Here is a 26481-nt window from a genome sequence, read left to right as displayed (position 1 = left end):
GCCCAGCGGCGCTATTTCAGCAGGCCGGGGCCGTCCTTTGCCAGTTTCGAGCGGATTTTGTCGGCGAACAGCGCCAGCATCGGTGGCAGGTCGATGGTGGCGCGCACCCGGCCTTCGAGCAGTTCGACCCGGCTGGCGACTTGCTGGCCAAGCGCCGAAACGGTGAAGCGCATCGTTTGATCGTCTTCCCAGCGGTGATCGACCACCGATCCACCGGGGAACATGCCTGCCAGCTTGGTGATGCCGCCATCCATCTTGGCGCGGACATCGGCGTTGGTGAGCGAATGGGGAATGTCGACGGTGACGGGTTCGGGCATGAATCAGGGCCTTTTACTGGGCAAACCGCTTAGCGGGCGAACAACATGGCGTCATTGGCAAACGCCTTGAACTCCAATGCGTTGCCGCTGGGGTCGCGAAAGAACATCGTCGCCTGTTCGCCCGGCTGCCCCTGAAAGCGGATATGCGGCGCGATGCCAAAGGCGATGCCCGCCGCAGCCACCCGATCGGCCAGCGCCTGCCAGTCCGCCATCGTCAGCACGATGCCGAAATGCGGGACGGGGACGTCATGGCCGTCGACCGGGTTGGTGACTTCGGCGGCGCGCACGTCGGGCGAGAGATGCGCGACGATCTGGTGGCCGGCAAAATCGAAATCGATCCAGTGATCGCTCGACCGCCCCTCGGCACAGCCAAGTGCGCCGCGATAAAATGCGCGCGCGGCGGCAAGATCATGGACGGGAAAGGCGAGGTGGAAGGGGCGGAGCGTGGTCATGGCCATAGCGATGCCACAAGCGGGGGCAATTGCGACAGCCCGGAAATCACCGGTACATCCAATTAGCATGCGTCCGACATAATATCGGCGTCGTCCGGGGGAGGAACGACGCAGACAGTTTTGCAAAAATCGCGCAACCCGTAGTGCAACGATTCGTATTGCGACCAGAAGCGGGGGGACCCTGGTCGTCGATATATTAACCAAGCAGCGCGCTAGCCGTTCCCTCGCGGGGGACGAAAATCTGCTGCCGGGTGGCGCTGTTACTCCGCGGCGACGCCGGCATTGGCGAACATGTCGCTGCCTTCATCCTCATTGGCGACGGTCAGGCCCTTCTTGGCCGACTGGCGCTTGTCGAAGCTGCCCCAGACGTCGTTCCAATTGCCCTTGGTCGCGCCCTTCGAATATTCGGTCGAGCGGGTTTCGAAGAAATTGGCATGCTCGACGCCGTTGAGCAGCGGCGCGAGCCACGGCAGCGGATGTTCGTCGATCATGTAGATCGGCTTGAGGCCGAGCTGGTTCATCCGCCAATCGGCGATGTAGCGGATATACTTCTTGATCTCCTTGGCGGTCATCCCGTTGACCGGCCCCATTTCGAAGGCGAGGTCGATGAACGCATCCTCTAGCCGGATCGTGGTCTGGCAGACATCGGCGATGTCGTCCTTGACCGCGCGCGTCAGGCAGCCGCGCTCCTGGGTGAAGGCGTGGAACAGCTTGATAATGCCTTCGCAATGCAGCGATTCGTCGCGGATCGACCAGGTGACGATCTGGCCCATGCCCTTCATCTTGTTGAAGCGCGGGAAGTTCATCAGCATCGCGAACGAGGCGAATAGCTGAACCCCCTCGGTAAAGCCGCCGAACATCGCCAGCGTGCGCGCGATGTCTTCGTCATTGTCGACGGTGAACTTCTGCATGAAATCATGCTTGTCCTTCATCTCGGCATAATCGAGGAAGGCGCCATATTCGCTCTCGGGCATGCCGATGGTGTCGAGCAAATGGCTGTAGGCGGCGATGTGGACCGTCTCCATGTTGCTGAACGCGGTCAGCATCATCTTGATCTCGGTCGGCTTGAAGACGCTGCCGTACTTCTCGTGATAGCAATCCTGCACCTCGACATCGGCCTGGGTGAAGAAACGGAAGATCTGGGTCAGCAGGTTGCGCTCGTGATCGGACAGCTTTTGCGCCCAATCGCGGCAATCCTCGCCCAAGGGCACTTCCTCGGGCAGCCAGTGGAGCTGCTGCTGGCGCTTCCAGAAATCGAACGCCCAGGGGTATTCGAAGGGCTTATACTGCTTGCGGGCTTCGGTGAGTGACATGGAGAGGCAGTCCTTCAGGCGTTATATCAAAAAAGGGTTCAAGCAGCTTGTTCGGTTCGCCACAGCGCGGTGGCCGACATCGCCAGGACGACACCGAGCGCCAGCGCCATGATGCCGCACATGCGAAAGACATAGACCCGCGCCGGTCCCGACGGGCGGCGAAGCGCCAGCAACAGCGACAGGCCGGTAATCGCAGCGATGCTTGCGACAGCATACATGATCGCGATCGACAGGCTCATGCGGCCAAAAGCCCGCACGTGCGTTTTGCCGAGGTCACCACAGGAGAATGACCATGGCCGATCTGAGCAACATTCGCGAGCATATGGAAGTCATCGGCGCCGACGGCGTCCATGTCGGCACCGTCGACCGGGTCGAAGGTGATCGAATAAAGTTGACCAAGGGCGATTCGGGTGACGGCGCGCATGCGGGGCATCACCATTATCTGTCGGGCGGTTTGGTCGCCGAAATCGAGGGCGACGCGGTTCGCCTGAGCGCGACTGCGGCGAACGTGCTTCGCTTCGAGGAAGAAGAAACCGGCGACGCCGCCGACGATTGATTTGGGATTGCGGTTCAAGTGCTGCGCCCGCCGCTGGACGGCGGGTGCGGTGCTGAATCGGCGAGGCGTATGGGTAGCTGTTACTAACATCGACACCCCTTTCGCCTTGCGTGAAAACCATGCTCTGGGGGGTCGGGCGCGCATTGCCCCTTGCCCTTGTGGCGAGTCATGATGCTTAAACCAAATGGCTGCCACTCGCCACTGCAAACTTCGGCGGCTCAGCGAAAAATCGCGCTTCGACCACCACAGATTGTGGCCTTAGACGTTTTCACCACAACGGGTAGATACGGTACTAGGCCGGGGGAAGTCGATCATCAGCGGCTTGCGGCGATCCGCGGCAACCGTCGGATCGCTAAAGACTATGGGGAAAACGCATGAATCGAATTGCCAGCCAAGCCTTGCGCGACCGGGTGATGAGCGCCGATGCCGCCGCCCAGTTCATCGCGCCGGGCAGCACCGTCGGGCTGAGCGGCTTTACCGGATCAGGCTATCCCAAGGCGGTGCCGCTGGCGCTGGCGGCGCGGATCGAGGCCGAACATGCCAGGGGCAATCCGTTCCAGATCCGGGTGTGGACCGGCGCATCGACCGGCCCCGAACTCGACGGCGCGCTGGCCAAGGCGGATGGCATCGAATTTCGGCTACCCTATAATTCGGACCCGATCGCGCGCGAGAAGATCAATCGCGGCGAGATGGACTATTTCGACATGCACCTCAGCCAGGTCGCGCCGATGGCGTGGCAGGGGTTTCTGGGGCCGCTCGACACCGCGGTGATCGAGATTTCGGGCATTCGCGCCGACGGCTCGCTGATCCCGTCATCGTCGATCGGCAACAACAAGACCTGGCTCGACCGCGCCGGGCAGATCATCCTCGAGGTCAATCGCTGGCAGAACCCCGCGTTGGAGGGGATGCACGACATTTATTACGGCACCGCGCTGCCGCCGCATCGCGTGCCGATCCCGCTGATCCGCCCCGACGACCGGATCGGCGAGGCCTATTTCCGCGTCGATTCTGGAAAGATCGTTGCGATCGTCGAGACCGAAGCCCCCGACCGCAATTTGCCCTTTGCCGCGCCTGATGCCGCCGCGCATGCGATTGCCGGGCATCTGATCGAGTTCTTCGCACACGAAGTGGCGCGCGGGCGATTGCCAGCATCGCTGCTGCCGCTGCAATCGGGGGTGGGCAATATCGCCAATGCGGTGCTGAGCGGGTTGGTCACCGGACCGTTCGACGACATGACGTCGTATACCGAAGTGATCCAGGACGGGATGCTCGACCTGCTCGATTCGGGAAAGCTGCGGATGGCATCGGCGACCGCCTTTTCACTGAGCCCCGAGGCGGCGGCGCGGCTCAACGCCGATCTGGGGGCGTATCGCGACCGGATGATCCTGCGCCCGCAGGAGATCAGCAACCATCCCGAGCTGATCCGGCGGCTGGGCTGCCTGGCGATGAACGGGCTGCTCGAGGCCGACATCTATGGCAACGTCAATTCGACGCACATCATGGGATCGCGAATCCAGAACGGCATCGGCGGATCGGGCGATTTCGCGCGCAACGCCTATGTCTCGATCTTCATGACCCCCTCGACCGCCAAGCGCGGGGCGATTTCGGCGATCGTGCCGCAGGTGGCGCATGTCGATCATATCAGCCAGGACGTGCAGGTGCTGGTGACCGAACAGGGGCTGGCCGATCTGCGCGGGCTCAGCCCCAAACAGCGCGCGGCGGTGATCATCGAGAATTGCGCGCATCCTGATTATCGGCCCGCGCTGCTGGACTATTTCAAGCGCGCGCGATCGGGTGCCTATGGCCAGCAGACCCCGACGCTGCCGGGCGAAGCGCTTTCCTGGCACCAACGCTTTATCGAGACGGGAACGATGCGGATGTAAGCCCGGCGGGGCTTGCGACCGCTGGCTCAGGGAGTTGCTGGCAGCGGCCCCATCCGCGCCGACCAGAGGAGGAGCGACAGCGCGCCCGCGACCGCGATCCACAACGCCTTGAGTTCAAGCAGCGGATAGACGAGCGCGCCAGCGATCGCGCCGACGATCAGCCCCGACCACAACAGCAGATAGGGCAGCCAGGCGAAGCGCGGGCCGCCGGTGATGGCGAACGCCAGATGCTGGCCGACCTTTACCAGCGTGCCGGTCATATAGGTGACGCCGACGCTGACTTCGTTATCGCGCTGAAACACGGCATTGGCGGCCCCCATCGCCGCAGCCATCAGCAAGGTGACCAGGCCCGGCACCGCGACCAGCCATTCGGCAAGGCAGGCGAGAAGCAGGATCGCGCAAACCAGCGCCAGCACGGCGGGTTTGCGCCATCGCCCCCCGCCGGAGGCCGCCAGGGTCCCCGCCATCACGCCGACGACGAAGGCGGCGATCAAGGCACCGGCGAACAGGCTGCCATGCACCGACGTCGCCGAGCCGACCGCGATCCGGGTGGAATTGCCGCTCATGAACGACACGAACATGCCGTCGAGCTTCAGAAACCCCAGCGAGTCGACAAAGCCCGCCAGGATCGCGAGGCTAATCGCCAACAGGCGATGCCGATTTTGGTAGCGGCGCATGGCCCAAGGCTTAGGGCCGAAATGCGGGAAAGGTAGCACTATATGGCCGCGCCGGGCAGGCCGCTGCTGGGCGGCGACCATGGCTGCATGCTTTGCTTGCGCTTTGGGCGAGGCTGATCCAGCTTCGGGCGATGCGTGCCATGACCACCCAAGCCACAACGACTCGAACCGAACCCCGCATCCTGCTGCACGGGGCGTTCAGCCCCAAGTTGCGGATCTATATGCTCGCCTATTGGACCATGGCGGTGGTGCTGACGATCGTCGGCATCCCGCTATTGCCGTTCTGGCTGGTGATCGGGCCGATATGGATACGGCGCTATCATGCGGCGCTCCGCTGCGATCTGACCGAGCGAAACGTGATCGTCGGCAAAGGGCTGGTCTTTCGCCGCGAGCTGACGATCCCGCTCGACAAAATCCAGGACATTTCGATCCGCGAAGGCCCGCTGTTGTCGGCATTCGGGCTGTTGCAGCTGCGGATCGAAACCGCTGGCCAAAGCAATGCCGCCACCGGACAGTCCGACGCCGATCTGGTCGGGCTGATCGATGCGCGGCAGGTGCGCGACCAGATATTGGCGCAGCGCGATGCGCTGACCTCGTTTGAAAAACAGCCGGGGGCGATCGATTCGAGCCACGAGTTGCTGACCGAAATCCGGGATAGCCTGTTGCGGTTGGAAGATGCGATGAAACAGGGCGGCGGGCTTCGCTGAAGCGCGGCGACGTGCGAACCAGTCGCAAGCGGAGCCTATTGGGGCGACCTGCGTAGATGCAGGTCAAGCATGGAGCGGGGATGGCGATGCAGGGTGATCGGGAAATGGGCGGCGTCACGCGGCGCGGTGTGCTGGCGGGTGGCGCGGCGGGTGCCGCAGTGATGGGAGCGGGACCGTTGGTGGCGCAGGATTCGCCGATCAAGGCAACACCGATCACGCCGGTGGCGACGATGCTGACGGTGAATGGCCGCAAGCAGCGCCTGACGCTCGATCCGCGCACCACGCTGCTCGACGCGCTGCGTGAGCATATGCAGCTGACCGGCACCAAAAAGGGTTGCGATCATGGGCAGTGCGGCGCTTGCACCGTGTTGGTCGATGGGCAGCGGATCAATAGCTGCCTGACGCTGGCCGTCATGCATGACGGCGACGAGGTGACGACGATCGAGGGTCTTGGCACCCCCGACAAGCTGCACCCGATGCAGGCGGCGTTCATTGTCCATGACGGCTTCCAGTGCGGCTATTGCACGCCGGGGCAGATCTGCTCGGCGGTGGGCATGCTCGAGGAGATCAAGGACGGTATCCCGAGCCATGTGACCGCCGACCTCGACAAGGTGGCGTTCAGCGATAGCGAGGTGCGCGAGCGGATGAGCGGCAATATCTGTCGCTGTGCAGCCTATCCCAACATCGTTGCGGCGATCCGTGACGTACAGGGGCAGGGCGCATGAGGGCGTTCACCTACACCCGCGCGACCGCGCCGAAACAGGCAGCGGCGGGGGCGACCGGCGCGGGCGTCAAGTTCATCGCGGGCGGCACCAATTTGCTCGACCTGATGAAGCTCGACATTGAGCGGCCATCGACGCTGATCGACATCAACCGGCTGAAGCTCGACCGGATCGAGCGCACCGATGCAGGCGGGGTGCGGATCGGCGCGCTGGTACGCAACACCGCGCTTGCCGCCGATTCGCGAATCCGCAGTGATTATGCGGTGCTGTCGCGCGCGTTGCTGTCGGGCGCGTCGCCGCAGCTTCGCAACAAGGCGACGACCGCGGGCAATCTGCTGCAACGTTCGCGCTGCCCCTATTTCTACGACACCACCAAGCCATGCAACAAGCGGGTGCCAGAATCGGGCTGTGCCGCGATCGGCGGGTTCAGCCGCAATCTGGCGGTGATGGGGGTGAGCGATGCATGTATCGCGCAGCACCCCTCCGACATGGCGGTGGCGATGCGCGCGCTAGATGCGGTGATCGAGACGTTGGGCGCGGACGGCAATGAGCGGTCGATCCCGATCGCCGATTTCCACACGCTGCCGGGCAACAGCCCGCATATCGAAACGATGCTGAAGCCCGGTGAGCTGATTACCGCGGTGACATTGCCCAAGCCACTGGGCGGGCGGCATCTGTATCGCAAGGTGCGCGACCGCGCGTCCTATGCCTTTGCCATCGTGTCGGTGGCGCTGATCGAGCATGAAAATGGCCGCCGGATCGCCTTTGGCGGGATCGGCGCGAAGCCGTGGCGCGTCGAGGCTGCCGAAGCGCTCAACACTCCGCGCGACATCGCCGCCGCCGCCTTTGCCGGGGCCAAGACCACATCCCAAAATGCCTTCAAGCTGCCGCTGGCCGAGCGAACGCTCGCCGCCACGCTTGCCGAGGCCCGCGCGCAGGAGCATCAGGCATGAAGTTCGATACCCCCGCAGGGATCAATCCGATCGACCAGGAACGGGTGGTCGGCCAGCCGCATACCCGAGTTGAAGGGCCCCTGAAGGTCACCGGGCGTGCGACCTATGCCTATGAATATCACGATGTCGGGCCGAACGTCGCCTATGGCGTCATGCGCGGTGCGGGCATCGCCAAGGGGCGGATCACCGCGATCGACGTGCGCGAGGCAGAGGCTGCGCCGGGCGTGCTGCTGGTACTGACCTATCAGAACGTACCCAAACAGGCGACCAGCGGGCGCGGCGCGGTGCCGCAATTGCAGGGGCCGGAGATCAAGCATTTCGACCAGTCAGTCGCGTTCGTGGTCGCCGAAACCTTTGAACAGGCGCGCGCGGCGGCCAATCTGGTGCGGATCGACTATGCCCAGGTCAAGGGCGCATTCGAGCTGGCGCAGGTGAAGGATCAGGGCGAGCCGGTGCGCGGTGCCCCCGATGTGCGCAAGGGCGATTTCGCCGGTGCCTTTGCCAAGGCCAGGTTCAAGGTCGACGAAACCTATACCACCCCCGATGAATCGCACGCGATGATGGAGCCGCAGGCGTCGATCGCCTTGTGGGAGGGCGACAAATTGACGGTGCGGACGTCGCACCAGATCGTCCATTGGGCGACGCGCGGCATCGCCGCCACGCTGCAAATCCCTGAGAGCGACGTGCGGGTGATCACCCCCTATGTCGGCGGGGGTTTCGGGTCGAAATTATATCTGTACAGCGATCCGATCCTGGCGGCGCTGGCGGCGCGGCAATTGGGACGACCGGTCAAGGTCGCGCTGACCCGGCCGCAAATCTTCAACCACACCAGCCATCGCCCCGCGACGATCCAGCGGGTGCGGCTGGCGGCGGACGGCGACGGCAAATTGACTGCGGTTGGGCATATGACGTGGTCGGGCAACTTGCCGGGCGAATCGTCCGAAAACGCCTCTGAACAGACCAAGCTGATGTATGGCGGCGAGAACCGGCTGATCGAGACGCGATTGTCGGTGCTCGACCTGCCGCGGGGCGCGGCGATGCGCGCGCCGGGGGAGGCGGTGGGGCTGTTGGCGCTCGAAAGCGCGGTCGATGAGCTAGCCGAAAAGATCGGCATGGACCCGGTGGCGTTCCGCATCGCCAATGATGTGCAATATGATCCCTCTGTCGGGCCGTCGCGGCCATTTTCGACTCGGATGCTGGTCGAATGCCTCCGGACCGGGGCCGAGAAGTTCGGCTGGGACCAGCGCAATGCCAAGCCGGGCCAAGTGCGCGACGGCGACTGGCTGATCGGGATCGGCGTCGCATCGGCGCTGCGCAACAATCTGGTGATGCCATCGGGCGCGCGGGTGCGGATGGGCAGCGACGGCATGCTGATCGTCGAGACGCAGATGACCGATATCGGCACCGGCAGCTATACCGTGCTGGCGGCGGTGGGGGCCGAGATGATGGGCCTGCCGATCGAGCGGGTGCAGGTGCGGCTGGGCGACAGCAACTTCCCCAAATCGGCGGGGTCGGGCGGCTCATGGGGCGCCAATTCGGCGGCGGCGGGGCTATATTATGCCTGTGAGAATCTGCGCGCGGCGCTGGCGCAAAAGGCGGGCTTCAACAGCGCCGAGGTGGTGTTCGAAGGCGGCAACATCATCGCCGGCGGGCGCAGCATATCGCTGGGCGAGGCTGCCGGGCCGGATGGCGTGGTGGCCGAAGGCGAGGCGACCTTTGGCGACCTGACCGAGAAATATGCCCAGGCGGGCTTTGGCGCGCATTTCATCGAGGCGGGGGTGAATATCCACACCGGCGAAGTGCGGGTGCGGCGGGCGCTGTCGGTATGTGCGGCGGGGCGGATCATCAATCCGGTTGCGGCGCGCAGCCAGTGCCTTGGCGGGGTGACGATGGGCATCGGCGCGGCGCTGATGGAGGAATGCGTGGTCGACAAGCGCTTCGGCTATTTCGTCAACCATGACCTTGGCGAATATCATGTGCCGGTGCATGCCGATATTCCCGATATCGACGTGGTGTTCCTCGACGAACTCGACGACAAATCCTCGCCGATCAAGGCCAAGGGCGTTGGCGAATTGGGCATTTGCGGCGTCGGCGGGGCGGTGGCCAATGCGGTGTACAATGCCTGCGGCGTTCGGGTCCGCGAGTTTCCGATCACGATGGACAAGATATTGCCGGGCCTGCCGCGCTACGACGCATGAACGGGTTGAGCGGGGCGGGGCGGGAACCCGCACTCGCCCCAGCCATTCGGCTGGTATCCAGATTTACCGAGGGAGATTCGCGATGATGAAATTCATGATGTTGACGGCAATGGGCGCGCTGGCGCTGGCGCTGGGCGGCTGTGCGATGAACGGCGCCAGCAGCGGCACGGCCGGTGAGGGCGCGGGCGCGACGGCGCAGTTGATCACCGCCAATGGCCAGATGGTCGGCACCGCGACCGCGACGCAGACCACCGGCGGGCTGGAATTGACGGTAAATGGCAAGATGATGCCACCGGGGCCGCATGGCGCGCATGTTCACACCATTGGCCGCTGCGATGCGCCGGCGTTCGAAACCGCTGGTGGCCATTGGAACCCCACCGGCAAGCAGCACGGCATGCAGAACCCTGCCGGCCCGCATGTCGGCGACGCGCCCAATCTGGACGTCGCCAGCGATGGCAGCGGCAAGCTGACCTATATTCTGGCCGGCGCGACGATGGCGGGTCTGCTCGAAGGCGATGGCTCGTCAATGATGATCCATGCCGGGCCTGACGACATGAAGACCGATCCTTCGGGTAATAGCGGCGGACGGATCGCCTGCGGCGTGTTCCGCGCCGAATGAACCGGGAACCTGTATCGCGGGCAGCACCATCGGTGCTGTTCGTTTGCCTTGGCAATATCTGTCGCTCGCCGCTGGCCGAGGCGGCTCTGCGGCAAGTGGCCGAGGCGCGCGGCATCGCGATACGGGTCAATTCGGCGGGCACGGGCGATTGGCATGTCGGCAGTGCCCCCGACCCGCGCGCACGTGCCGAGGCCAAGGCGCGCGGGATCGATATTTCGGGCTATCGCGCGCGGCAGGTGAGGGCCGCCGATTTCGACGATTATGACCATGTCGTCGCGCTGGATGCCAAGAATTTGGCTGACCTGCGCGAGATCCGTCCGGCGGGCGGTGGGGCGCGATTGTCGCTGCTGCTCGATCATGTGCCGGGGCGCGAAGGGCAGGGGGTGATCGATCCCTATTTCGGCGACGCCGATGGCTTTGCCGCGACCTGGGAAGAGGTGCAGGCGGCTGCCGAGGCGATTGCCGACCTGCTGACGGCAGCGACCGAGCGCGCATAGGCCAACCGGGCGGCGAGGTCGCCGCCCGATCGGGTTACCGGCTCAGCGGCACTGCACGTTGTTGTTGTTATTATTGCTGTTGCGATCCAGCGCCTGGCCACCGGCTGCGCCAGCCGCCCCGCCAAGCAAGGCACCCAGCAACGACGAACCGCCCGGCGAGATGATGCTGCCCAGCGTACCGCCGGCAAGACCGCCGATGATCAGGCCAGTGGTGCCGTCGCTGCGGCGGCAATAATAGCGATTGTCGCGACCACGATAGACGCGATCGTTGGCACCCAGGCGGCGCGGCTGTGCGCGGGGGTTTTCGCGATAATAACGGTCGGCTTCATAGCCGCCATATGCCGGATCGGGACGGTTATAGTCATAACCGTTATTGCCGCCAAAGCCGCCCAGGCCACCAAGACCGCCGCCCATGCCGCCTGCGCAGCCCGCGACCAATGTCGCTGCGGCGACGGTCGCCAGTGTAAGTCCACGCATCATCTATTCCTTTATTGTCCGGGTAGAACAATGAAATGCAGGAACAGGGTGGAAGGTTGCGCCGGTGGGTTAAATCAGCCGAGGACTTCGATCGCTGCAGCGCGGGCAATTGCCCTTTGGCTGCGTAATTCGGCGGCGCGGATAACGGCCGGGGAACGGATCGACCGGCAAGCGGTGGGTAGCGAAGAGAAACGAAATTCAGTCGGTATGCGATTCAAGGGTAGTTTCCTGGGGGTAGGGAGCGCCGGGGGCGTTCGAGCCGCTGGCGGCTTCGCGCGCGGCGCGCATGACCGCGACTTTTTCCTGTCGCTCGGCCATTTGATTAAATGCCTGGGCTGATCGCATGTGGCGATCGCGGACATTGTCGAGCATCGCGCCATCGGCTTCGGCTTCTGCAAGCGCTGCCTGGGCACGGTAATAGCTGGGTTCGCTTGCCATGGGAGATGTTCCTTCACGTAAGCGGGTAGGTTTTTGCAGCATGTGCAGCGGGCGGCTGCAGCCCGAAGGCCGCGCCACCCGCCGCGACAGTTCAGCTCGCTGCTTCGAGATTCACTGCGCTCGACTTGCCGCTCTTGCCGGCTTCGAGCTCATAGCTGACGCGCTGATTCTCACGCAGGGTCGAAAAACCCGCACGCTCGACTGCGCTGATGTGGACGAATGCGTCCTGGCCACCGCCATCAGGGGTGATGAAGCCATAGCCCTTGTCGGCGTTGAAAAACTTTACGGTTCCGGTGATGCTCATAAGTGCATCCTTTCTTTCTTGTAGGGCGACCCGACTGCCGGGACGTCCGGCGCTTAAGGGGCAGGGAAAGAAGGAAACAGGAGCCGCAAAGCACCATTCACCGTCAATTTGCGACTGTAGCTATCCCTATGTAGATCACCATACCCGTTTTGGCAATGGCGGGGGGCTTTCCCTTTTTTGCGGGCGGCCCCTGGCCGCGGCGGTGAGGGTTTTTGAGCGATGTGGAGGTACAAGAAGAAGGCCCTCACGCAACCCTCTCCCGCAAGCGAGCGATGGCTTTAGGAAGAAGCGCGCAATCCCCCCTCTCTTTCGGGAAAGGGGATAAGGAGGTTAAAGGCACGCCTCGAGCATCGCATGGTCGAAGCCGAACATCTTGGCCTTTTCCAGCGTGTAGGGCCGCAGCCCCATCGAGCGATATTCGCCGATGATTTTGCCGTCGGCGCTCTCGTCCATATATTCGAATTTGAACAATTCCTGGGTGACGATCACCGGGCCTTCCATGCCGATCACCTCGGTGATGTTGGTGACGCGGCGAGAACCGTCGCGCAGGCGCTTCACCTGGATGATCAGGTCGACCGAATCGGCGATCTGGCGGCTGATCGCTTCCTTTGGCACCTTGATGTCGGACATCATCACCATGTTCTCCATGCGCGCCAAGCATTCGCGCGGGGAGTTGGAGTGAAGCGTCGCCATCGACCCGTCATGGCCGGTGTTCATCGCAGCGAGCAGATCGAAACATTCGGAGCCGCGAATTTCGCCCAGGATGATGCGGTCGGGACGCATACGAAGCGCGTTCTTCACGAGGTCGCGAATGGTGATCTCACCCTGGCCCTCCAGATTGGGCGGGCGGGTTTCGAGCGGGAGCCAGTGCGGCTGTTGCAGGCGGAGTTCGGCGGCGTCCTCGATCGTCAGCACCCGCTCGCCGGGGTCGATCATCTTGGACAGCGCGTTGAGCATCGTCGTCTTGCCCGAGCCGGTGCCGCCCGAAATGACGACGTTGAAGCGGCAGGCCCCGGCGATCTTCAATGCGGTCGCCATCTTTTGCGACATCGATCCGCCCTGCGCCATCATGTCGAGCGTGATCGGCTTGGCGCTGAATTTACGAATCGAGATCGCGGTGCCGCGCAGCGACAGCGGCGGCACGATCACGTTGACGCGGCTGCCGTCTTTGAGCCGAGCGTCGGCGAGCGGGGTGGTCTGATCGACCCGGCGCCCGACCGAGTTGCAGATTCGCTGGGCGATCTGGAACAAATGCTCCTCGTCGCGGAACTGGATATTGGCGAGCTCGAGCTTGCCCTTCCGCTCGATAAAAGTCTGTTCGGGGCCGTTGACCATGATGTCGCTGATCGCGGGATCGGCGAGCAGTTCTTCAAGCGGCCCCAGGCCGAGCAGTTCGTCGACCAGCACTTTTTCGAGCGCGAATTGCTCGCGGCGGTTGAGCGTCAGCTTCAGTTCGGCAAGCACTTCGCCGATGATCGGGCGAAATTCCTCGGCAAGCTCGTCCTTGGTGAGCGTTGCCGCGGCTTCGGGATCGACCCGTTCGAGCAGGCGGGGCAGCACCTGTTCCTTGATCCGGTGGATCGACGACTCGAAGCCTTCGACCCGGCTGCTGCCCTGATCGCCCGAGGTGGCTTGACGATCGGCCAGGCGCTGCATGGCATCGCCGTTGAGGCCCGAGGCCATATCATCTTCAAAAGCGCTGCCGGGCAGCGGGATCGATTCGATCGGGGGAAACTGATCGCCGCCAACGGCCGAATCATGGTCGCGATGGCCGCCGGGTGCCTGCATCGGGCGTGCTACGCCAAAGGCTGGCCTGCCGCCCGAACCACCACTCATGCCGTTACGCCGGCCGAATGCACTCATGCCAATTCCCTTGCCCGTTCGGGGTTACCCGACCGGCCTAAACTGCAAGGTTTGACAATTACCTAACCATTTGGCGGCAGGCGAGCGGCGGACCGCCACCCACGCCGCCGGCGCGATGCGGGTTACGCCGCCTTTTCGGCGAGGATCGTCAGGCCGCGGGTGGTGACTTCGGCGAGGCCGCCTTCGATTCGGATCGTCTCGGCCGCGCCGCCGGCGATCTTTTGCACCAGCAGGTCGCCGTCGCGGATCGTCGACATGAAGGGCGCATGGCCTTCGAGCACGCCGAAATCGCCCTCGGTGCCTGGGACAGTGACCATGTACACCGCTTCGTTGCGGACGAGGCGGTCGGGGGTGACGAGTTCGAAGTGCAGGGGCATTTCTGGATCTCCCCCCTCCCGCTTGCGGGAGGGGTCGGGGGAGGGAGTGTCTTTGGGGCGGGCGGAAACATGCCCTCCCCTAACCCCTCCCGCAAGCGGGAGGGGTATCAGGCTTAGGCTTCTTCGGCCATCTTGGCGGCCTTGGCGATCGCGTCGTCGATGCCGCCGACCATGTAGAAGGCGCTTTCGGGCAGGTGATCATATTCGCCGTTCACCACCGCCTTGAAGCTGCGGACGGTGTCTTCGATCTGCACGAACTTGCCGGGGATGCCGGTGAAGACCTCGGCGACGTGGAAGGGCTGGCTGAGGAAGCGCTGGATCTTGCGCGCGCGGCTGACGGTCAGCTTATCTTCTTCCGACAGCTCGTCCATGCCCAGGATCGCGATGATGTCCTGCAGCGACTTATACTTCTGCAGCGTCACCTGCACCGCGCGGGCGGTGTCGTAATGCTCCTGCCCCACGATGCGCGGCTCGAGCACGCGGCTGACCGAATCGAGCGGATCGACCGCCGGGTAGATGCCCAGCTCCGAAATCGCGCGGTTGAGGTTGGTCGTGGCATCGAGATGCGCGAACGAAGTGGCAGGCGCAGGATCGGTAAGATCGTCGGCAGGCACATAGATCGCCTGGACCGAGGTGATCGACCCCTTGTTGGTCGAGGTGATCCGCTCCTGCAGCGCGCCCATGTCGGTCGACAGCGTCGGCTGATAGCCCACGGCCGAAGGAATGCGGCCGAGCAGCGCCGACACTTCCGAACCCGCCTGGGTGAAGCGGAAGATGTTGTCGACGAAGAACAGCACGTCCTGCCCTTCGACGTCGCGGAAATATTCGGCCATCGTCAGACCCGACAGCGCGACGCGGGCGCGGGCGCCGGGAGGCTCGTTCATCTGGCCGTATACCAGCGCGACCTTCGAACCCTCGGACTGCGGATTGCCATCGGCATCCTTGGCGATGACGCCTGCGTCGAGGAATTCATGGTACAGATCGTTCCCCTCGCGGGTACGCTCGCCGACGCCGGCGAACACCGACACGCCGCCATGCCCCTTGGCGATGTTGTTGATCAGTTCCTGGATCAACACGGTCTTGCCGACGCCGGCACCGCCGAACAGGCCGATCTTGCCGCCGCGCGCATAGGGCGCGAGCAGGTCGATGACCTTGATGCCGGTGACCAGGATCGCGGCTTCGGTCGACTGGTCGACGAAGTCGGGAGCCTTGGCGTGGATCGGGGCGGTCATTTCGTGACCGATCGGGCCGCGCTCGTCGATCGGCTCGCCGATGACATTCATGATGCGGCCAAGCGTCTTGGGGCCGACCGGCACGCGGATCTGCGCGCCGGTATCGACGACGCGCTGGCCGCGGGTCAGACCCTCGGTCGCGTCCATCGCGATCGTGCGGACGGTGTTTTCGCCCAGATGCTGCGCGACTTCGAGCACCAGACGGTTGCCGTTATTATCGGTTTCGAGCGCCGACAGGATCGAGGGCAGTTGATCCTCGAACGTCACGTCGACGACCGCGCCGATCACCTGGCTGATGCGGCCGACATTGTTGGTCATGCCCTCGGTCGTGGGGCGAATCATTTCAGGCACGGTTGCCATCTGCTTGTCCTTGGGCTGGCTGAATGTCCGGCGTGATAGTCGCCGGGCGAGTAAAAGTCACGGTGATGGTACGGGTGTCGCCGTCACCGGGGGCGATGGCGATCGAGCTTTGCTGCCCGGCGATCGCGGCGTCGGAGGCGGTTTCGCTGGCGATCGGCTCGAGCGCTTCGTCGTCCCGCAGATCATATTGCGACAGGAACGCCTTGATCATGTCGGTGAAGCGCTGTTTGGCGGTGTCGGCGTTGGCGGGATCGGTGATGCGCAGCGTGAAGGCCACGCGCTCGATTGCCTGTGAAGTGGTGCCAGCCGCCTCGAAAATGCCGGTGTTTGGCTTTGCCGCGTCGGATTGCGACAGCGTGATCGGTGCGCCTTCGGACAGGAAGGTCGGGCCGTCGGCGGCATAAGCCGGCGCGCGGAAGCCGAACTGGTTGGCGCGACCGATCGTTTCGGTCGGCACGTTGAACAGCCGGTCCCAACCGCGCATCGTGGCGGCGGTCGCGGCAATCTGCGCCTCGTTCTCAAGCACGGTCGGCTCCGCCGGCTGGGTGTTACACCCCGCCAGCACCGCCGCGCACACAAGGACGAGTACCGATCGCATCAAAGCGCCTCGGCACCCGAGATGATCTCGACCAGTTCGGTCGTGATCGCTGCCTGGCGGGCGCGGTTATATTCGATCGACAGCCGCTTGATGAGGTCGCCGGCGTTGCGCGTGGCATTGTCCATCGCGGTCATCTTGCTGCCCTGTTCCGAGGCAGCATTTTCGCGGATCGCGCGATATAGCTGGATCGCGATCGCGCGCGGCAGCAGATCGGCGAGGATCGATTCCTCGTCGGGCTCATATTCCATCACCGCGCCGCCGTCATTGTCGGCAGCAGCCTTGGCAGCGGGGATCGCGACCGGGAGCAGTTGCAGCTCGGTCGGCTCCTGCGTCAGCACCGTCTTGAACGTGGCATAGAACAGATGAGCGACGTCGAACTCGCCCGCCTGGAAGCGCGCGATCAGATCATCGGCATAGCCGCGCGCATCGTCGAACTTGAGCTTGCCCAGGTCGCCCGGCTCGATGCCATGCACCATCTGGTCGCGGAACATGCGGTTCAGCACCGCGCGACCCTTGCGACCGATGGTGTAGAACTTCACCGTCTTGCCCTGCGCGATCAGCTCCTGCGCGCGGCGGCGGGCCATCCGCGCGATGTTGCTGTTGAATGCGCCGGCGAGGCCCTTGTCGCTGGTCGCGACGACGAACAGATGGACATCGTCCTTGCCGGTGCCCGACAGCAGCAGCGGCGCATTGTCGCTGCCCGCGACCTTGGCGGCGAGGCGCGCGACGACAGCTTCGAGCCGCTCGGCATAGGGGCGACCGGCCTCAGCCGCTTCCTGCGCACGGCGCAGCTTCGCGGCGGCGACCATCTTCATCGCCTTGGTGATCTTCTGGGTCGATTTGACCGACCCGATCCGCAGTTTCAGCGCCTTGAGAGAGGCCATGCTATTCCTACCCCGTCACCCCAGCGAAAGCTGGGGTCTTGTGCTGCGGACCGCGTGCTTGCGGCCCTGGACCCCGGCTTTCGCCGGGGTAACGCACTGGATTCAAGCGAACGTCTTGGCGAACGCGGCGAGCGCGTCCTTCAGGCGGTCGCGCACATCGTCCTTCAGATCCTTGCTGTCGCGGATCGCGGCGAGCACATCGCTGTGGCTCGAACGCATCTCGGTCAGCATCGCCTGTTCGTAGCGAACGACGTCCGCAGCCGGGATCGAATCGAGATAGCCTTGCGTGCCCGCGAAGATCGACACCACCTGTTCCTCGAACGGCATCGGCTGGAACTGCGGCTGCTTGAGCAGCTCGGTCAGCCGTGCGCCGCGGTTGAGCAGCTTTTGCGTCGAGGCATCGAGGTCCGAACCGAACTGCGCGAACGCCGCCATCTCGCGATACTGGGCGAGCTCGAGCTTGATCGACCCTGCGACCTTCTTCATCGCCTTGGTCTGTGCCGCCGAGCCGACGCGGCTGACCGACAGGCCGACATTGATCGCAGGCCGGATGCCGGCGAAGAACAGATCGGTTTCAAGGAATATCTGGCCGTCGGTGATCGAGATCACGTTGGTCGGTATGTACGCCGAAACGTCGCCCGCCTGGGTTTCGATGATCGGCAGCGCGGTCAGCGAGCCGCCGCCGAATGCGTCGGACATCTTGGCAGCGCGCTCGAGCAGGCGGCTGTGGAGATAGAACACGTCGCCGGGATAGGCTTCGCGGCCCGGCGGGCGGCGAAGCAGCAGCGACATCTGGCGATAAGCGACCGCCTGCTTCGACAGATCGTCGAACACGATCAGCGCGTGCATGCCGTTGTCACGGAAATACTCGCCCATTGCGGTGCCGGTATAGGGCGCGAGGAACTGAAGCGGGGCGGGGTCCGACGCGGTCGCGGCGACCACGATCGAATATTCCATCGCGCCGTTTTCTTCGAGCGTGCGGACGAGCTGGGCAACGGTCGAGCGCTTCTGGCCGACCGCGACATACACGCAGTATAGCTTCTTCTTTTCGTCGTCGCCGGCGTTTGCTGCCTTCTGGTTGATGAAGGTGTCGATCGCCACTGCCGACTTGCCGGTCTGGCGATCGCCGATGATCAACTCGCGCTGTCCGCGGCCGACGGGGACGAGCGCGTCGATCGCCTTGAGGCCCGACTGCATCGGCTCATGCACCGAGGTGCGCGGGATGATGCCGGGTGCCTTGACCTCTACTCGGCTGCGCTGGTCCGAAACGATCGGCCCCTTGCCGTCGATCGGATTGCCCAGGCCATCGACGACGCGGCCAAGCAGGCCCTTGCCGATCGGCACGTCGACGATCGTGCCGGTGCGCTTGACGACGTCACCTTCCTTGATCTCCGAGTCCGACCCGAAGATCACGACGCCGACATTATCGGCCTCGAGGTTGAGCGCCATGCCCTGCACGCCATTGGAGAATTCGACCATCTCGCCCGCCTGGACGTTGTCGAGCCCGTGGATGCGCGCGATGCCGTCGCCGACGCTGAGCACCTGGCCGGTTTCGCTGACCTCTGCTTCGGTGCCGAAGCTGGCGATCTGGTCCTTGATGACCTTCGAGATTTCTGCGGCGCGGATATCCATTGTCAGCCTTTCATCGCGTGCGCGAGGGTGTTGAGTCGGGTCTTGATCGAGCTGTCGATACGCTGGCTGCCGATGCGGACCACCAGGCCCCCGAGCAGCGAGCGATCGACCGAAAGGTCGACCGCGACGTCACGACCGACACGGGCACGAAGCTGTTGCTTCAGCGCGTCGACCTGATCGTCGGTAAGCGGGTGGGCCGAGACGACCTGTGCGGTCATTTCGCCGCGATGCTGTGCAGCCAGATCGCGGAAGGTGGCGATGATCGCAGGCAGCGCGCCGAGGCGACGATTCTGCGCGAGCACGCCGAGAAACTTGGTGGTGGTGGGATCGAGCCCCAGCACCGGCGCGACGGCGGCGATGGCGTTGCCCGCCTCGATCCGGCCGAGCAGCGGGCTGGTGGTCAGCCGCTTGAAATCGGCCGATTCGGCCAGTGCCTGACGAATGGTGGCAAGGCTCGCCTCGACCTGCTGGATCGCGCTGGCATCGCGCGCCAGCGAAAACAGCGCGGTCGCATAGCGTCCGCTCAGGCTGGCCTGGATGCTGGCTGAAGTACCGCTGGAAGTCTCCACGCGATCGGGTTCCTCATTGGGAGCTAGAATTGGCCCCATGCACAAACGGGGCCGCAAGGGATGCGGCCCTGATGGGTTGGCGGGCTGCTAGCATCGGGTGGCAGGTTTCGCAAGCCATGCGCGCGTACACATCTGGCTGCGCTTGCGAGCGTGCGGATGCCCCAACCGGGGCGTTGCCGCTGAAATGGGGAACCGTTGAAAACGGGATCGATTTGGGCAAAACCGTCTGATCTGGCCTGAGCTGGGGCGTGGGGGAACCATCATGGGTGGACGGACGATGACGGCGGCGCTGGGTGCGCTGGGGCTGGCGATTGGGCTGGGGCAGAGCGCGCTGGCCGAAAGTGTTGGCGTGGTTGCCGAAATGCCGGCGGGCAATCGCGCGGTGGCGATGCTCGATTCGCTGGCGATCGGGCCGGTCGGCGGACAGGACGGCATGCAATTGGCAATGGCGATCGAGCGCGCCCTTTCGCGGCCCGGCCCCGATGGCCGGCCGCATTTCGATCTGCTCGCCGGGCGGCGGCGTGGCGGGGCCGAGGCCGATGGCGTGATCGAGGGCGTCATGACGTCGGACGTGCAGGAAAACCGGGTGAAGCTCCAGCGCAACCGCTGCATCGAGGGCACCGATAAGGACTGTAAGAAGCGCGGCAATGTCGAGCTGGATTGCCGCCGCCGGGTGGTGAGCGTTCGCGCCGATTTGCGCGTGGTCGGCAATGCCGATGGCCGTATTCTGTATTCGGCGCAGCATCCGCTGGTCGAGGAAGTGAGCTGGTGCCCGGGCGACAGCAGCCCGGTGGGCGTCGAGGAGCGGGTGGCGGCGCTGATCGCCACGATCGCCGGCGATGTCAGCGACGATGTGACCCCGCGTGCTTTGCAGATCAGTGTCCGCTTTCGCGAGGGGCGCAAGGGCATGGACAAGGCGATGGGCGAGCGCTTCAAACAAGCCATTCGCCTGACCCAGCGCGACTTGCCCGCCGCCTGCGCCGAATTCGATGCGATCGACGTCGCGATGCCCGGCCATGCATCGATCGTATTCAACCAGGCGCTATGCGCCGAATCGCGCGATGCGCTGGAGGAAGCGCGTGCGACCTATATCGCTGCCAACATCCTCGATCCGCGCGGCGGCGATATTCGCGATGCGCTGGCGCGGGTGGAAGCGACGATGGCCGCGCGCGCCGATGCCGATGAGCGGGCGGCAGCACGGGCGGGTGCGCGCGGCGGCTGATCGCTTTGGCGGCAAGCGCCGGGATGTACCGCAGCGCGCACCCGTCTAAAGTAGCGGCATGAGCAACACCCGCTTCCACATCACCGACGATCGCGCCTGGGCGGCGTTCGATGCGCGCGACCGAGCCTATGACGGGCGGGTGATCGTCGCGGTGACGACGACGCGGATCTATTGCAAGCCGAGCTGCCCCGCGCGGCGGCCACTGCGCGAACATGTGGTGTTTTACCGCGATCCGCGCGAAGCGCGCGATGCGGGGTTTCGCGCCTGCCTTCGCTGCAAGCCCGACGAAGTGGGGCGCGATCGGGTGGCGGTGGCGCGCGCGGTGGCGCTGCTCAGCGGCGAAGAGGCACCAGATGGGCTGGAGTCGCTGGCGGCGGCGGTGGGCTATGCGCCGCATCATTTTCACCGGCTGTTCAAGCGCGCCACCGGCGTAACCCCCGCCGCTTATGCCCGCGGGCTGAAGGCGACGCGCGCAGTGGCGGCGTTGCAGGAGGAGGCGCGCGTGACCGATGCGATTTATGCGGCGGGTTATTCGGCCCCCAGCCGCTTTTACGAATCCGCCGGGGATCGATTGGGCATGACGCCCAGCGCCTGGAAGCGCGGCGGCGCGGGGGTGACGATACGCTGGACGCTTGCCGACACCAGCCTGGGGCTGATGCTGGTGGCCGCCACCGAAAAGGGGCTGTGCCGGGTATCGTTCGACGAGGACGAAGCCGCGCTTCGCCAACGCTTCCCGCATGCGACGATCGCCGCGGGCGATGCGGCGCTGGCTCGGCTGGCGGCGGAGGTGGTGACGCAGGTCGAGCTGCCGGGGCTCGATCGTGATTTGCCGGTGGATGTGCAGGGCACTGCGTTTCAGGAGGCGGTTTGGCGGGCGTTGCGCGCGATCCCGCCCGGCAAAACGCGAAGCTATGCCCAGCTTGCCGCCGCTGCGGGCAATCCCGGCGCGGTGCGCGCGGCGGGAACGGCGTGCGGCGCGAATCAGGTGGCGGTCGTGATCCCCTGCCACCGCGCCCTGCGCAGCGATGGGACATTGGGCGGCTATGCCTATGGCCTGGATCGCAAGCTGGCGCTGCGGCGGCGCGAGGGGGTGGAATAGGCGGCTTGGACTAAGGGCCTGGAGGCTTCTTGTCGTCATTCCCGCGAAGGCGGGAATCTATAACCACTGCACTGGAGTATGGATTCCCGCCTTCGCGGGAATGACGACAAGAGACGACCGCTGGATCAGCGTTAGAGTCATCCCGCTGAGGATAGGTTCACGTCGATGAACCTTGGTATCAACCGCGCGGGGAACAACGATAGACCAGGCGTTCATTGGGCAGCGGCGGCAGCGTGGCGCGGATCGCGGCTTGCTGCGTGGCCAGATTGGCGCGGGGGCCGCTTTCGGGGGCGCAGGTCTTGAGGTCGACCTCGGCACGCAGGCGGCGCGCGCCCGCCATCTGGCTGGCCGACAGCAGATAGCGGCTGTTGGTGTAGGTGCGCGTCGCGGGATTGAAGGCGAGTACCGATACCGTTTGTTCATTGGCGGGGACCAGGATCCGCTCCCAGCCATTGCCCGCCTCGGCATATTGGGTGCGGTCGTTCATGCAGCCATCGGCACCCCAATTCAGATTGACATCGGATGTGTCGGACACGGTCACCCTGCTGCGATCGGGCACGATGGTGCAGACCATTGCCCCGAGTGCATCATCGACAGCAGCGGCTGCGTCTTTGACGGGCAGGCCGGCTTCGGCGCGTTCGGGGTCGAAGGCTGGGCGAAGCAGGAACACCAGCACCGCCCCCAGCATCAGCAGCACCCCCGCCACCCCAAGTCCGATCGCCCAGCGGCGCTGTCCGCGCGTTTCCAGCAAGCCGGCGGCACCGACCAGCAATGCGCCCAACACCAGCAGCACGGCGGCGATCGCCATGTAATTTTCGCGGGCCAGTTCGGCCTGCTCGCGCGCGGCGACGATCTGGGCGGCGCGGGCGGCTTCGGCGCGTGCAGCGGCTTGTTCGACACGTTCGGCTTCGGCGGCGTCGGCTGCGCGATCGCTGGCGAGCCGCTCTTCCATGCCGATGCAGCCGCCACCGACGATCTGCACCTTTTGCCCGGCTTCGCGCAGGAAGGTGGCCAGCTCGGCATTGGCGATCGCGAAGGCAAAGCCCGAATCGCCGTCATCGGCGCGCGTGATCGCCGAATTGACCCCGACCACCCGGCCACAACGATCGAGCAGCGGCCCGCCCGAATTGCCGCGCGCGATGCCGGCAGTGTGGAGCAGCACCTGCGTTCCCGCCAGGCTGCGAAGGCCGGCGAAATTGCCCTGCGAGCGCACCGGCGACAATGGCGTGATGAAATCGGCCGAGGATTGCGCGGTCGCCAGATCGACATTGCCCGGATAGCCGAGCGACACCAGCAACTCCCCATCGGTGACCGGGCCGGTGTAGAGCGCGAGCGGCGGCAGGCCCGCGCCGCTGAATTCGATCAGCGCCAGATCGCGATTGGGATCGACCGCGATCAGCCGCCCCTGGAACGAGCGATCACCCTCCGACGGCACGACGCCGATCACGACATCGCCGGGATAGCGCGCCGCCAGTTCGACGACATGCGCGTTGGTGACGATACGGTTCGGCCCCACCGCGAAGCCCGATCCGTGGCCGAAGCCGACCACTTCATCCTCGACCATCGCGATCGTGACGATCCGCACCACCCCGCGCCCGGCGGCGGAAATGTCGTCGGCGCGGGCGGGGGTGGCGACCAACGCGAAGAGCGTCGCGACGAGGAGCAGGAGCCGGTTCATGGCTGCGGCCATAGCGCGGCGATCAACCCGCCGCCATCGCGTCGCGCAGGCCGAGATGTTCGACAAAGGGCAAGAAATCGCGGTCGCGGCTCAACAAAGGCAGGTCGTTGTGGATGCACCGCGTGGCGATCAGCGTATCGATGGTTTGGCGTACCGTGATCCCCATCGCGCGCAAAAGCCGATAGTTTCGCGCGGCTTCCACCGCGATTGCGGCGCTGCACACCCCAATAATGGGTATCGTCGTGAGCAAACGGCGCGTGCGTTCAAACATCCGGTCGTCTGCGATGCCTTGGAGGACTTCGGCGAGCACCAAATCGCCGGTGCATATTTCGTGCGAACCGATCAGTGCTTCCAGTCGTAGCGCCTGCAACGTCGGCTTGGCGTCGAAAAAGTCGATCCAGACGTTCGAATCAACGAAGATCACGGTTTTGCCGCATCTCGTCCAGATCACCTTCCCACTTCACCGTGCCCTTCAACGCCAAAAGACTGCGTTGATTCTTGAGCCGGACATAGGTGCGCAACGCCTCGTCGATCACCTCGCGCTTGGTGGTCGCCTCACTCGCGGCCATGGCTTTGGCCATCAACTCGTCATCGATTTCGACGTTGGTGCGCATGATGTGTATCCTTTGGCCAAATCATACACATCGGCACTCGGCGTCACAAGAAGTTATAGGGATCGACGTCGACCACCACGCGCACCTTTGCGGACCAATCGACCCCGCCCAACCACGCACGGATCGCGTCCTGCACGTCGAACGCGCGCTTGGCGTGGACCAGCAGGCGGAAGCGGTGGCGGCCGCGGAGCATCGCCAGCGGCGCGGGGGCGGGGCCGAACACTTCCATGCCGTCGATTCGCGGCGCGGCCCGGCCCAGCGCGCGCGCGGTGTCGAGGGCTGCGTCCTTGTCTTCGCTCGACACCACGATCGCGGCGAAGCGGCCAAAGGGCGGGGTGTCCGAATCGCGGCGCGCTTCGGTTTCGGCGGCGTAGAAGCTTTCGGCGTCGCCCGACACCAATGCCTCCATCACCGGCGCGGTCGGCTCGTGGGTCTGGATATAGACATGGCCGGGCTTTTCGCCGCGCCCCGCGCGTCCGGCGACCTGCATGATCTGCTGGAAGGTCCGCTCGGCGGCGCGCAGATCGCCGCCCGCCAGGCCGAGATCGGCGTCGATCACGCCCACCAATGTCAGATTGGGGAAGTGATAGCCCTTGGTCACCAATTGCGTGCCGACGACGATGTCGATCTCGCGCGCCTCCATCCGGTTGACGAACTCGGCGGCCTTGGCGGGCGACCAGATCGTGTCCGAGGTGACCACCGCGACCTTGGCATTGGGCCACAATGCCATTGCTTCGTCGGCGATGCGTTCGACGCCGGGGCCGCAGGCGACCAGGCTTTCCTCTTCGCCGCATTCGGGGCAGGCGCGCGGGGTCGGGATAACATGGCCGCAATGGTGACAGGCGAGGCGGCGGATCAGCCGGTGCTCGACCATCCAGGCGGTGCAATGGGGGCATTGGAAGCGGTGGCCGCAGGTGCGGCAGAGCGTGAGCGGGGCATAGCCACGGCGGTTGAGGAACAGCAAAGCCTGTTCGCCGCGTTCCAGCGTCTCGTCGATCGCCTTGATCAGGCGCGGCGCGATCCAGCGGCCGCGATCGGGGGGCTCGCGCAGCAGGTCGATCGCCTCGATCGCGGGCATTTGCGCGACGCCATAGCGACCGGGCAGCTTGAGTTCGGCATAGCGCCCAAGCGCGACCTGCTGGCGCGTTTCGATCGCGGGGGTGGCGGTGGCGAGGATCACCGGGCATCCCTCGAACTTGCCGCGCATCACCGCAACGTCGCGGGCGTGATAATGGACGCCCTCTTCCTGCTTGAAGCTGGTTTCGTGCGCTTCATCGACCACGATCAGCCCGAGATTGGGATAGGGTAGGAACAGCGCCGATCGCGCGCCGACGGTGACCAGCGCCTGGCCGCTGGCGATCGCGCGCCAGGCGCGGCGGCGCTGCGATTGGCGAAGGTCCGAATGCCATGCCACCGGCTCGCAGCCGAAGCGCGCGTGGAACCGCTTGAGAAAGGGTTCGGTCAGCGCGATTTCGGGGAGCAGCACCAAGGTCTGCCGCTCGGCGGCGATCGCGGCGGCGACCGCTTCGAAATACACCTCGGTCTTGCCCGATCCGGTGACCCCGTCGAGCAGGAAAGGCTGGAAGGCGCGCGCATCGACCGCGTCGCAGGCGGTGGCGGCGACCGCCTGCTGATCGGGCGAAAGATCGGGCGCGCCGAAGCCTGGGTTGGGAAGCGGATAGGGATGGTCGATATCAACCTCGACCCCCTCGAGCGCGCCGGCCTTTACCAGCCCGCGCACCACCGCATCGGAGACATCGGCGATCGTTGCCAGTTCGCGGATAATTCCCTGGCGGTCGCCGATCCGCTCCAGCGCCTGGGTTCGCTGCGGGGTGAGGCGATCGGGGACGTGGCCGGTGGCGCGATATTCGATCGCGAGCTTGGCCCCTTCGAGCGCCGAGGTCGAGGCGAGCGCCATCCGCAGCACGCTCGCCATCGGCGCGAGATAATAATCGGCGGTCCATTCGATCAACCGGCGCAGATTGGCCGGAATCGGCGGCGCATCGGCGACGCCGAGCAGGTTGCGCAGGCGGTTGTCGCCGATTTCCTCGGTCGGGAGGCGTTCAGCCTCCCAAGCAACGCCGAGCAATTGGCGCGGGCCAAGCGGGGCAATAACGATCGACCCCGGCGCGACATGCATCCCGTGCGGCACGCGATAGTCGAGCGGGCCGAGCGCGGAATTCATGACGATGACGCGAGCGCGGGAGGAGGACATTGCAAAGGTATATCGGGGATTGCGC

29 protein-coding genes are annotated in these 26481 nt (G+C 64.9%); 10 read left to right on the top strand and 19 right to left on the bottom strand.

Going from position 1 to position 26481, the window contains the following annotated elements:
• Positions 1-11: 11 nt before the first annotated feature.
• The 4 genes from QU44_RS10670 to QU44_RS10655 all read right to left on the bottom strand — a co-directional run bounded on the left by QU44_RS10670 (position 12) and on the right by QU44_RS10655 (position 2321).
• Entirely contained in the window at positions 12-317 is a 306-nt protein-coding gene (locus QU44_RS10670) for a polyhydroxyalkanoic acid system family protein (protein WP_033922129.1), read from the bottom strand.
• Between the two features lie 29 nt (positions 318-346).
• Positions 347-769 (bottom strand): VOC family protein, encoded by a 423-nt coding sequence (locus tag QU44_RS10665; RefSeq protein ID WP_033922151.1) that lies wholly within the window; start codon positions 767-769, stop codon positions 347-349.
• Positions 770-1029: 260 nt separating this feature from the next.
• Complete coding sequence (locus QU44_RS10660; RefSeq protein ID WP_033922128.1) at positions 1030-2082, bottom strand: ribonucleotide-diphosphate reductase subunit beta; 1053 nt, start codon at positions 2080-2082, stop codon at positions 1030-1032.
• A 38-nt stretch (positions 2083-2120) separates the two neighbouring features.
• Positions 2121-2321, bottom strand: coding sequence for a hypothetical protein (locus QU44_RS10655; protein ID WP_033922127.1), 201 nt, complete (start codon positions 2319-2321; stop codon positions 2121-2123).
• Positions 2322-2374: 53 nt separating this feature from the next.
• Between QU44_RS10655 and QU44_RS10650 the strand changes: the two genes are divergently transcribed.
• Both QU44_RS10650 and QU44_RS10645 read left to right on the top strand, forming a co-directional pair.
• The gene (locus QU44_RS10650) at positions 2375-2638 is read left to right on the top strand and encodes a DUF2171 domain-containing protein (protein ID WP_033922150.1); all 264 of its coding nucleotides are present in this window, start codon (positions 2375-2377) and stop codon (positions 2636-2638) included.
• A gap of 374 nt (positions 2639-3012) precedes the next feature.
• Positions 3013-4521, top strand: a complete 1509-nt coding sequence (locus tag QU44_RS10645) for an acetyl-CoA hydrolase/transferase family protein (RefSeq protein ID WP_033922126.1) — start codon at positions 3013-3015, stop codon at positions 4519-4521.
• A 26-nt stretch (positions 4522-4547) separates the two neighbouring features.
• On the opposite strand, the gene QU44_RS10640 is transcribed toward QU44_RS10645, so the two are convergent.
• Positions 4548-5198 carry a YoaK family protein gene (locus QU44_RS10640; protein ID WP_033922125.1) on the bottom strand — a complete coding sequence of 217 codons (651 nt, stop codon included), beginning with the start codon at positions 5196-5198 and terminating at the stop codon, positions 4548-4550.
• A 140-nt stretch (positions 5199-5338) separates the two neighbouring features.
• Between QU44_RS10640 and QU44_RS10635 the strand changes: the two genes are divergently transcribed.
• The 6 genes from QU44_RS10635 to QU44_RS10610 all read left to right on the top strand — a co-directional run bounded on the left by QU44_RS10635 (position 5339) and on the right by QU44_RS10610 (position 10894).
• Complete coding sequence (locus tag QU44_RS10635; RefSeq protein ID WP_033922149.1) at positions 5339-5905, top strand: PH domain-containing protein; 567 nt, start codon at positions 5339-5341, stop codon at positions 5903-5905.
• Between the two features lie 80 nt (positions 5906-5985).
• Positions 5986-6630: an aldehyde dehydrogenase iron-sulfur subunit PaoA gene (gene paoA, locus QU44_RS10630; RefSeq protein WP_231621710.1), complete on the top strand. Its 645-nt coding sequence runs from the start codon at positions 5986-5988 to the stop codon at positions 6628-6630.
• Entirely contained in the window at positions 6627-7580 is a 954-nt protein-coding gene (locus QU44_RS10625) for an FAD binding domain-containing protein (RefSeq protein WP_033922124.1), read from the top strand. The genes paoA and QU44_RS10625 overlap by 4 nt, the downstream gene beginning before the upstream one ends.
• The gene (locus QU44_RS10620) at positions 7577-9778 is read left to right on the top strand and encodes a xanthine dehydrogenase family protein molybdopterin-binding subunit (RefSeq protein WP_033922123.1); all 2202 of its coding nucleotides are present in this window, start codon (positions 7577-7579) and stop codon (positions 9776-9778) included. The genes QU44_RS10625 and QU44_RS10620 overlap by 4 nt, the downstream gene beginning before the upstream one ends.
• Positions 9779-9860: 82 nt before the next feature.
• Positions 9861-10397 carry a superoxide dismutase family protein gene (locus QU44_RS10615; protein WP_231621709.1) on the top strand — a complete coding sequence of 179 codons (537 nt, stop codon included), beginning with the start codon at positions 9861-9863 and terminating at the stop codon, positions 10395-10397.
• The gene (locus tag QU44_RS10610; RefSeq protein ID WP_033922122.1) at positions 10394-10894 is read left to right on the top strand and encodes a low molecular weight protein-tyrosine-phosphatase; all 501 of its coding nucleotides are present in this window, start codon (positions 10394-10396) and stop codon (positions 10892-10894) included. The genes QU44_RS10615 and QU44_RS10610 overlap by 4 nt, the downstream gene beginning before the upstream one ends.
• 42 nt (positions 10895-10936) lie before the next feature.
• On the opposite strand, the gene QU44_RS10605 is transcribed toward QU44_RS10610, so the two are convergent.
• The 10 genes from QU44_RS10605 to QU44_RS10560 all read right to left on the bottom strand — a co-directional run bounded on the left by QU44_RS10605 (position 10937) and on the right by QU44_RS10560 (position 19667).
• Positions 10937-11371 (bottom strand): hypothetical protein, encoded by a 435-nt coding sequence (locus QU44_RS10605; RefSeq protein ID WP_033922146.1) that lies wholly within the window; start codon positions 11369-11371, stop codon positions 10937-10939.
• Between the two features lie 198 nt (positions 11372-11569).
• On the bottom strand, positions 11570-11809 hold the full coding sequence (locus QU44_RS10600; RefSeq protein ID WP_033922121.1) for a hypothetical protein: 240 nt from the start codon (positions 11807-11809) through the stop codon (positions 11570-11572).
• A 91-nt stretch (positions 11810-11900) separates the two neighbouring features.
• Positions 11901-12113, bottom strand: coding sequence for a cold-shock protein (locus QU44_RS10595; RefSeq protein WP_033922120.1), 213 nt, complete (start codon positions 12111-12113; stop codon positions 11901-11903).
• 330 nt (positions 12114-12443) lie between these two features.
• A complete protein-coding gene (locus QU44_RS10590) occupies positions 12444-13976 on the bottom strand; it encodes a CpaF family protein (RefSeq protein ID WP_081987979.1) in 1533 nt (510 codons plus the stop codon).
• Between the two features lie 122 nt (positions 13977-14098).
• Positions 14099-14353, bottom strand: coding sequence for an ATP synthase F1 subunit epsilon (locus QU44_RS10585; protein ID WP_033922118.1), 255 nt, complete (start codon positions 14351-14353; stop codon positions 14099-14101).
• A 113-nt stretch (positions 14354-14466) separates the two neighbouring features.
• The gene (gene atpD, locus QU44_RS10580; protein ID WP_197054294.1) at positions 14467-15903 is read right to left on the bottom strand and encodes a F0F1 ATP synthase subunit beta; all 1437 of its coding nucleotides are present in this window, start codon (positions 15901-15903) and stop codon (positions 14467-14469) included.
• Positions 15904-15928: 25 nt separating this feature from the next.
• Positions 15929-16543: a hypothetical protein gene (locus tag QU44_RS10575; protein ID WP_033922116.1), complete on the bottom strand. Its 615-nt coding sequence runs from the start codon at positions 16541-16543 to the stop codon at positions 15929-15931.
• Positions 16543-17427, bottom strand: a complete 885-nt coding sequence (locus QU44_RS10570; RefSeq protein WP_033922115.1) for a F0F1 ATP synthase subunit gamma — start codon at positions 17425-17427, stop codon at positions 16543-16545. Before QU44_RS10570 ends, QU44_RS10575 begins: the two co-directional genes overlap by 1 nt.
• A 102-nt stretch (positions 17428-17529) precedes the next feature.
• Positions 17530-19059 carry a F0F1 ATP synthase subunit alpha gene (gene atpA / locus QU44_RS10565; protein WP_033922114.1) on the bottom strand — a complete coding sequence of 510 codons (1530 nt, stop codon included), beginning with the start codon at positions 19057-19059 and terminating at the stop codon, positions 17530-17532.
• Between the two features lie 2 nt (positions 19060-19061).
• Positions 19062-19667 (bottom strand): F0F1 ATP synthase subunit delta, encoded by a 606-nt coding sequence (locus QU44_RS10560; RefSeq protein ID WP_156141090.1) that lies wholly within the window; start codon positions 19665-19667, stop codon positions 19062-19064.
• Between the two features lie 223 nt (positions 19668-19890).
• Here QU44_RS10560 and QU44_RS10555 point away from each other — a divergent pair, with 223 nt between their 5' ends.
• Positions 19891-20850 carry a hypothetical protein gene (locus tag QU44_RS10555; RefSeq protein ID WP_033922112.1) on the top strand — a complete coding sequence of 320 codons (960 nt, stop codon included), beginning with the start codon at positions 19891-19893 and terminating at the stop codon, positions 20848-20850.
• 58 nt (positions 20851-20908) lie between these two features.
• Entirely contained in the window at positions 20909-21949 is a 1041-nt protein-coding gene (gene ada, locus QU44_RS10550) for a bifunctional DNA-binding transcriptional regulator/O6-methylguanine-DNA methyltransferase Ada (protein WP_033922111.1), read from the top strand.
• A 178-nt stretch (positions 21950-22127) separates the two neighbouring features.
• Here ada and QU44_RS10545 read toward each other — a convergent pair whose 3' ends face one another.
• From QU44_RS10545 to QU44_RS10530, 4 genes are read right to left on the bottom strand one after another with little or no spacing between them, the layout of a single operon-like run.
• Positions 22128-23627 (bottom strand): S1C family serine protease, encoded by a 1500-nt coding sequence (locus QU44_RS10545; protein WP_033922145.1) that lies wholly within the window; start codon positions 23625-23627, stop codon positions 22128-22130.
• A 22-nt stretch (positions 23628-23649) separates the two neighbouring features.
• The gene (gene vapC, locus QU44_RS10540; RefSeq protein WP_033922110.1) at positions 23650-24051 is read right to left on the bottom strand and encodes a type II toxin-antitoxin system VapC family toxin; all 402 of its coding nucleotides are present in this window, start codon (positions 24049-24051) and stop codon (positions 23650-23652) included.
• Positions 24038-24241, bottom strand: a complete 204-nt coding sequence (locus QU44_RS10535; RefSeq protein WP_033922109.1) for a type II toxin-antitoxin system VapB family antitoxin — start codon at positions 24239-24241, stop codon at positions 24038-24040. Before QU44_RS10535 ends, vapC begins: the two co-directional genes overlap by 14 nt.
• 43 nt (positions 24242-24284) lie before the next feature.
• Positions 24285-26456 carry a primosomal protein N' gene (locus QU44_RS10530; RefSeq protein WP_033922108.1) on the bottom strand — a complete coding sequence of 724 codons (2172 nt, stop codon included), beginning with the start codon at positions 26454-26456 and terminating at the stop codon, positions 24285-24287.
• Positions 26457-26481 lie beyond the last annotated feature (25 nt).

Source organism: Sphingomonas sp. 37zxx (genome assembly GCF_000786205.1).
Lineage (GTDB): Bacteria > Pseudomonadota > Alphaproteobacteria > Sphingomonadales > Sphingomonadaceae > Sphingomonas.
The sequence above is the reverse complement of the archived record's forward strand: the minus strand, read 5'-3'. Positions and strand labels throughout refer to the sequence as shown.

Coding starts and splice junctions, on each gene's coding strand:
- QU44_RS10670 (WP_033922129.1), bottom strand. CDS start 317: ATGCCCGAACCCGTCACCGTCGACATTCCCCATTCGCTCACCAACGCC.
- QU44_RS10665 (WP_033922151.1), bottom strand. CDS start 769: ATGACCACGCTCCGCCCCTTCCACCTCGCCTTTCCCGTCCATGATCTT.
- QU44_RS10660 (WP_033922128.1), bottom strand. CDS start 2,082: ATGTCACTCACCGAAGCCCGCAAGCAGTATAAGCCCTTCGAATACCCC.
- QU44_RS10655 (WP_033922127.1), bottom strand. CDS start 2,321: ATGAGCCTGTCGATCGCGATCATGTATGCTGTCGCAAGCATCGCTGCG.
- QU44_RS10650 (WP_033922150.1), top strand. CDS start 2,375: ATGGCCGATCTGAGCAACATTCGCGAGCATATGGAAGTCATCGGCGCC.
- QU44_RS10645 (WP_033922126.1), top strand. CDS start 3,013: ATGAATCGAATTGCCAGCCAAGCCTTGCGCGACCGGGTGATGAGCGCC.
- QU44_RS10640 (WP_033922125.1), bottom strand. CDS start 5,198: ATGCGCCGCTACCAAAATCGGCATCGCCTGTTGGCGATTAGCCTCGCG.
- QU44_RS10635 (WP_033922149.1), top strand. CDS start 5,339: ATGACCACCCAAGCCACAACGACTCGAACCGAACCCCGCATCCTGCTG.
- paoA (WP_231621710.1), top strand. CDS start 5,986: ATGGCGATGCAGGGTGATCGGGAAATGGGCGGCGTCACGCGGCGCGGT.
- QU44_RS10625 (WP_033922124.1), top strand. CDS start 6,627: ATGAGGGCGTTCACCTACACCCGCGCGACCGCGCCGAAACAGGCAGCG.
- QU44_RS10620 (WP_033922123.1), top strand. CDS start 7,577: ATGAAGTTCGATACCCCCGCAGGGATCAATCCGATCGACCAGGAACGG.
- QU44_RS10615 (WP_231621709.1), top strand. CDS start 9,861: ATGATGAAATTCATGATGTTGACGGCAATGGGCGCGCTGGCGCTGGCG.
- QU44_RS10610 (WP_033922122.1), top strand. CDS start 10,394: ATGAACCGGGAACCTGTATCGCGGGCAGCACCATCGGTGCTGTTCGTT.
- QU44_RS10605 (WP_033922146.1), bottom strand. CDS start 11,371: ATGCGTGGACTTACACTGGCGACCGTCGCCGCAGCGACATTGGTCGCG.
- QU44_RS10600 (WP_033922121.1), bottom strand. CDS start 11,809: ATGGCAAGCGAACCCAGCTATTACCGTGCCCAGGCAGCGCTTGCAGAA.
- QU44_RS10595 (WP_033922120.1), bottom strand. CDS start 12,113: ATGAGCATCACCGGAACCGTAAAGTTTTTCAACGCCGACAAGGGCTAT.
- QU44_RS10590 (WP_081987979.1), bottom strand. CDS start 13,976: ATGAGTGCATTCGGCCGGCGTAACGGCATGAGTGGTGGTTCGGGCGGC.
- QU44_RS10585 (WP_033922118.1), bottom strand. CDS start 14,353: ATGCCCCTGCACTTCGAACTCGTCACCCCCGACCGCCTCGTCCGCAAC.
- atpD (WP_197054294.1), bottom strand. CDS start 15,903: ATGACCAACAATGTCGGCCGCATCAGCCAGGTGATCGGCGCGGTCGTC.
- QU44_RS10575 (WP_033922116.1), bottom strand. CDS start 16,543: ATGCGATCGGTACTCGTCCTTGTGTGCGCGGCGGTGCTGGCGGGGTGT.
- QU44_RS10570 (WP_033922115.1), bottom strand. CDS start 17,427: ATGGCCTCTCTCAAGGCGCTGAAACTGCGGATCGGGTCGGTCAAATCG.
- atpA (WP_033922114.1), bottom strand. CDS start 19,059: ATGGATATCCGCGCCGCAGAAATCTCGAAGGTCATCAAGGACCAGATC.
- QU44_RS10560 (WP_156141090.1), bottom strand. CDS start 19,667: ATGGGGCCAATTCTAGCTCCCAATGAGGAACCCGATCGCGTGGAGACT.
- QU44_RS10555 (WP_033922112.1), top strand. CDS start 19,891: ATGGGTGGACGGACGATGACGGCGGCGCTGGGTGCGCTGGGGCTGGCG.
- ada (WP_033922111.1), top strand. CDS start 20,909: ATGAGCAACACCCGCTTCCACATCACCGACGATCGCGCCTGGGCGGCG.
- QU44_RS10545 (WP_033922145.1), bottom strand. CDS start 23,627: ATGAACCGGCTCCTGCTCCTCGTCGCGACGCTCTTCGCGTTGGTCGCC.
- QU44_RS10535 (WP_033922109.1), bottom strand. CDS start 24,241: ATGCGCACCAACGTCGAAATCGATGACGAGTTGATGGCCAAAGCCATG.
- QU44_RS10530 (WP_033922108.1), bottom strand. CDS start 26,456: ATGTCCTCCTCCCGCGCTCGCGTCATCGTCATGAATTCCGCGCTCGGC.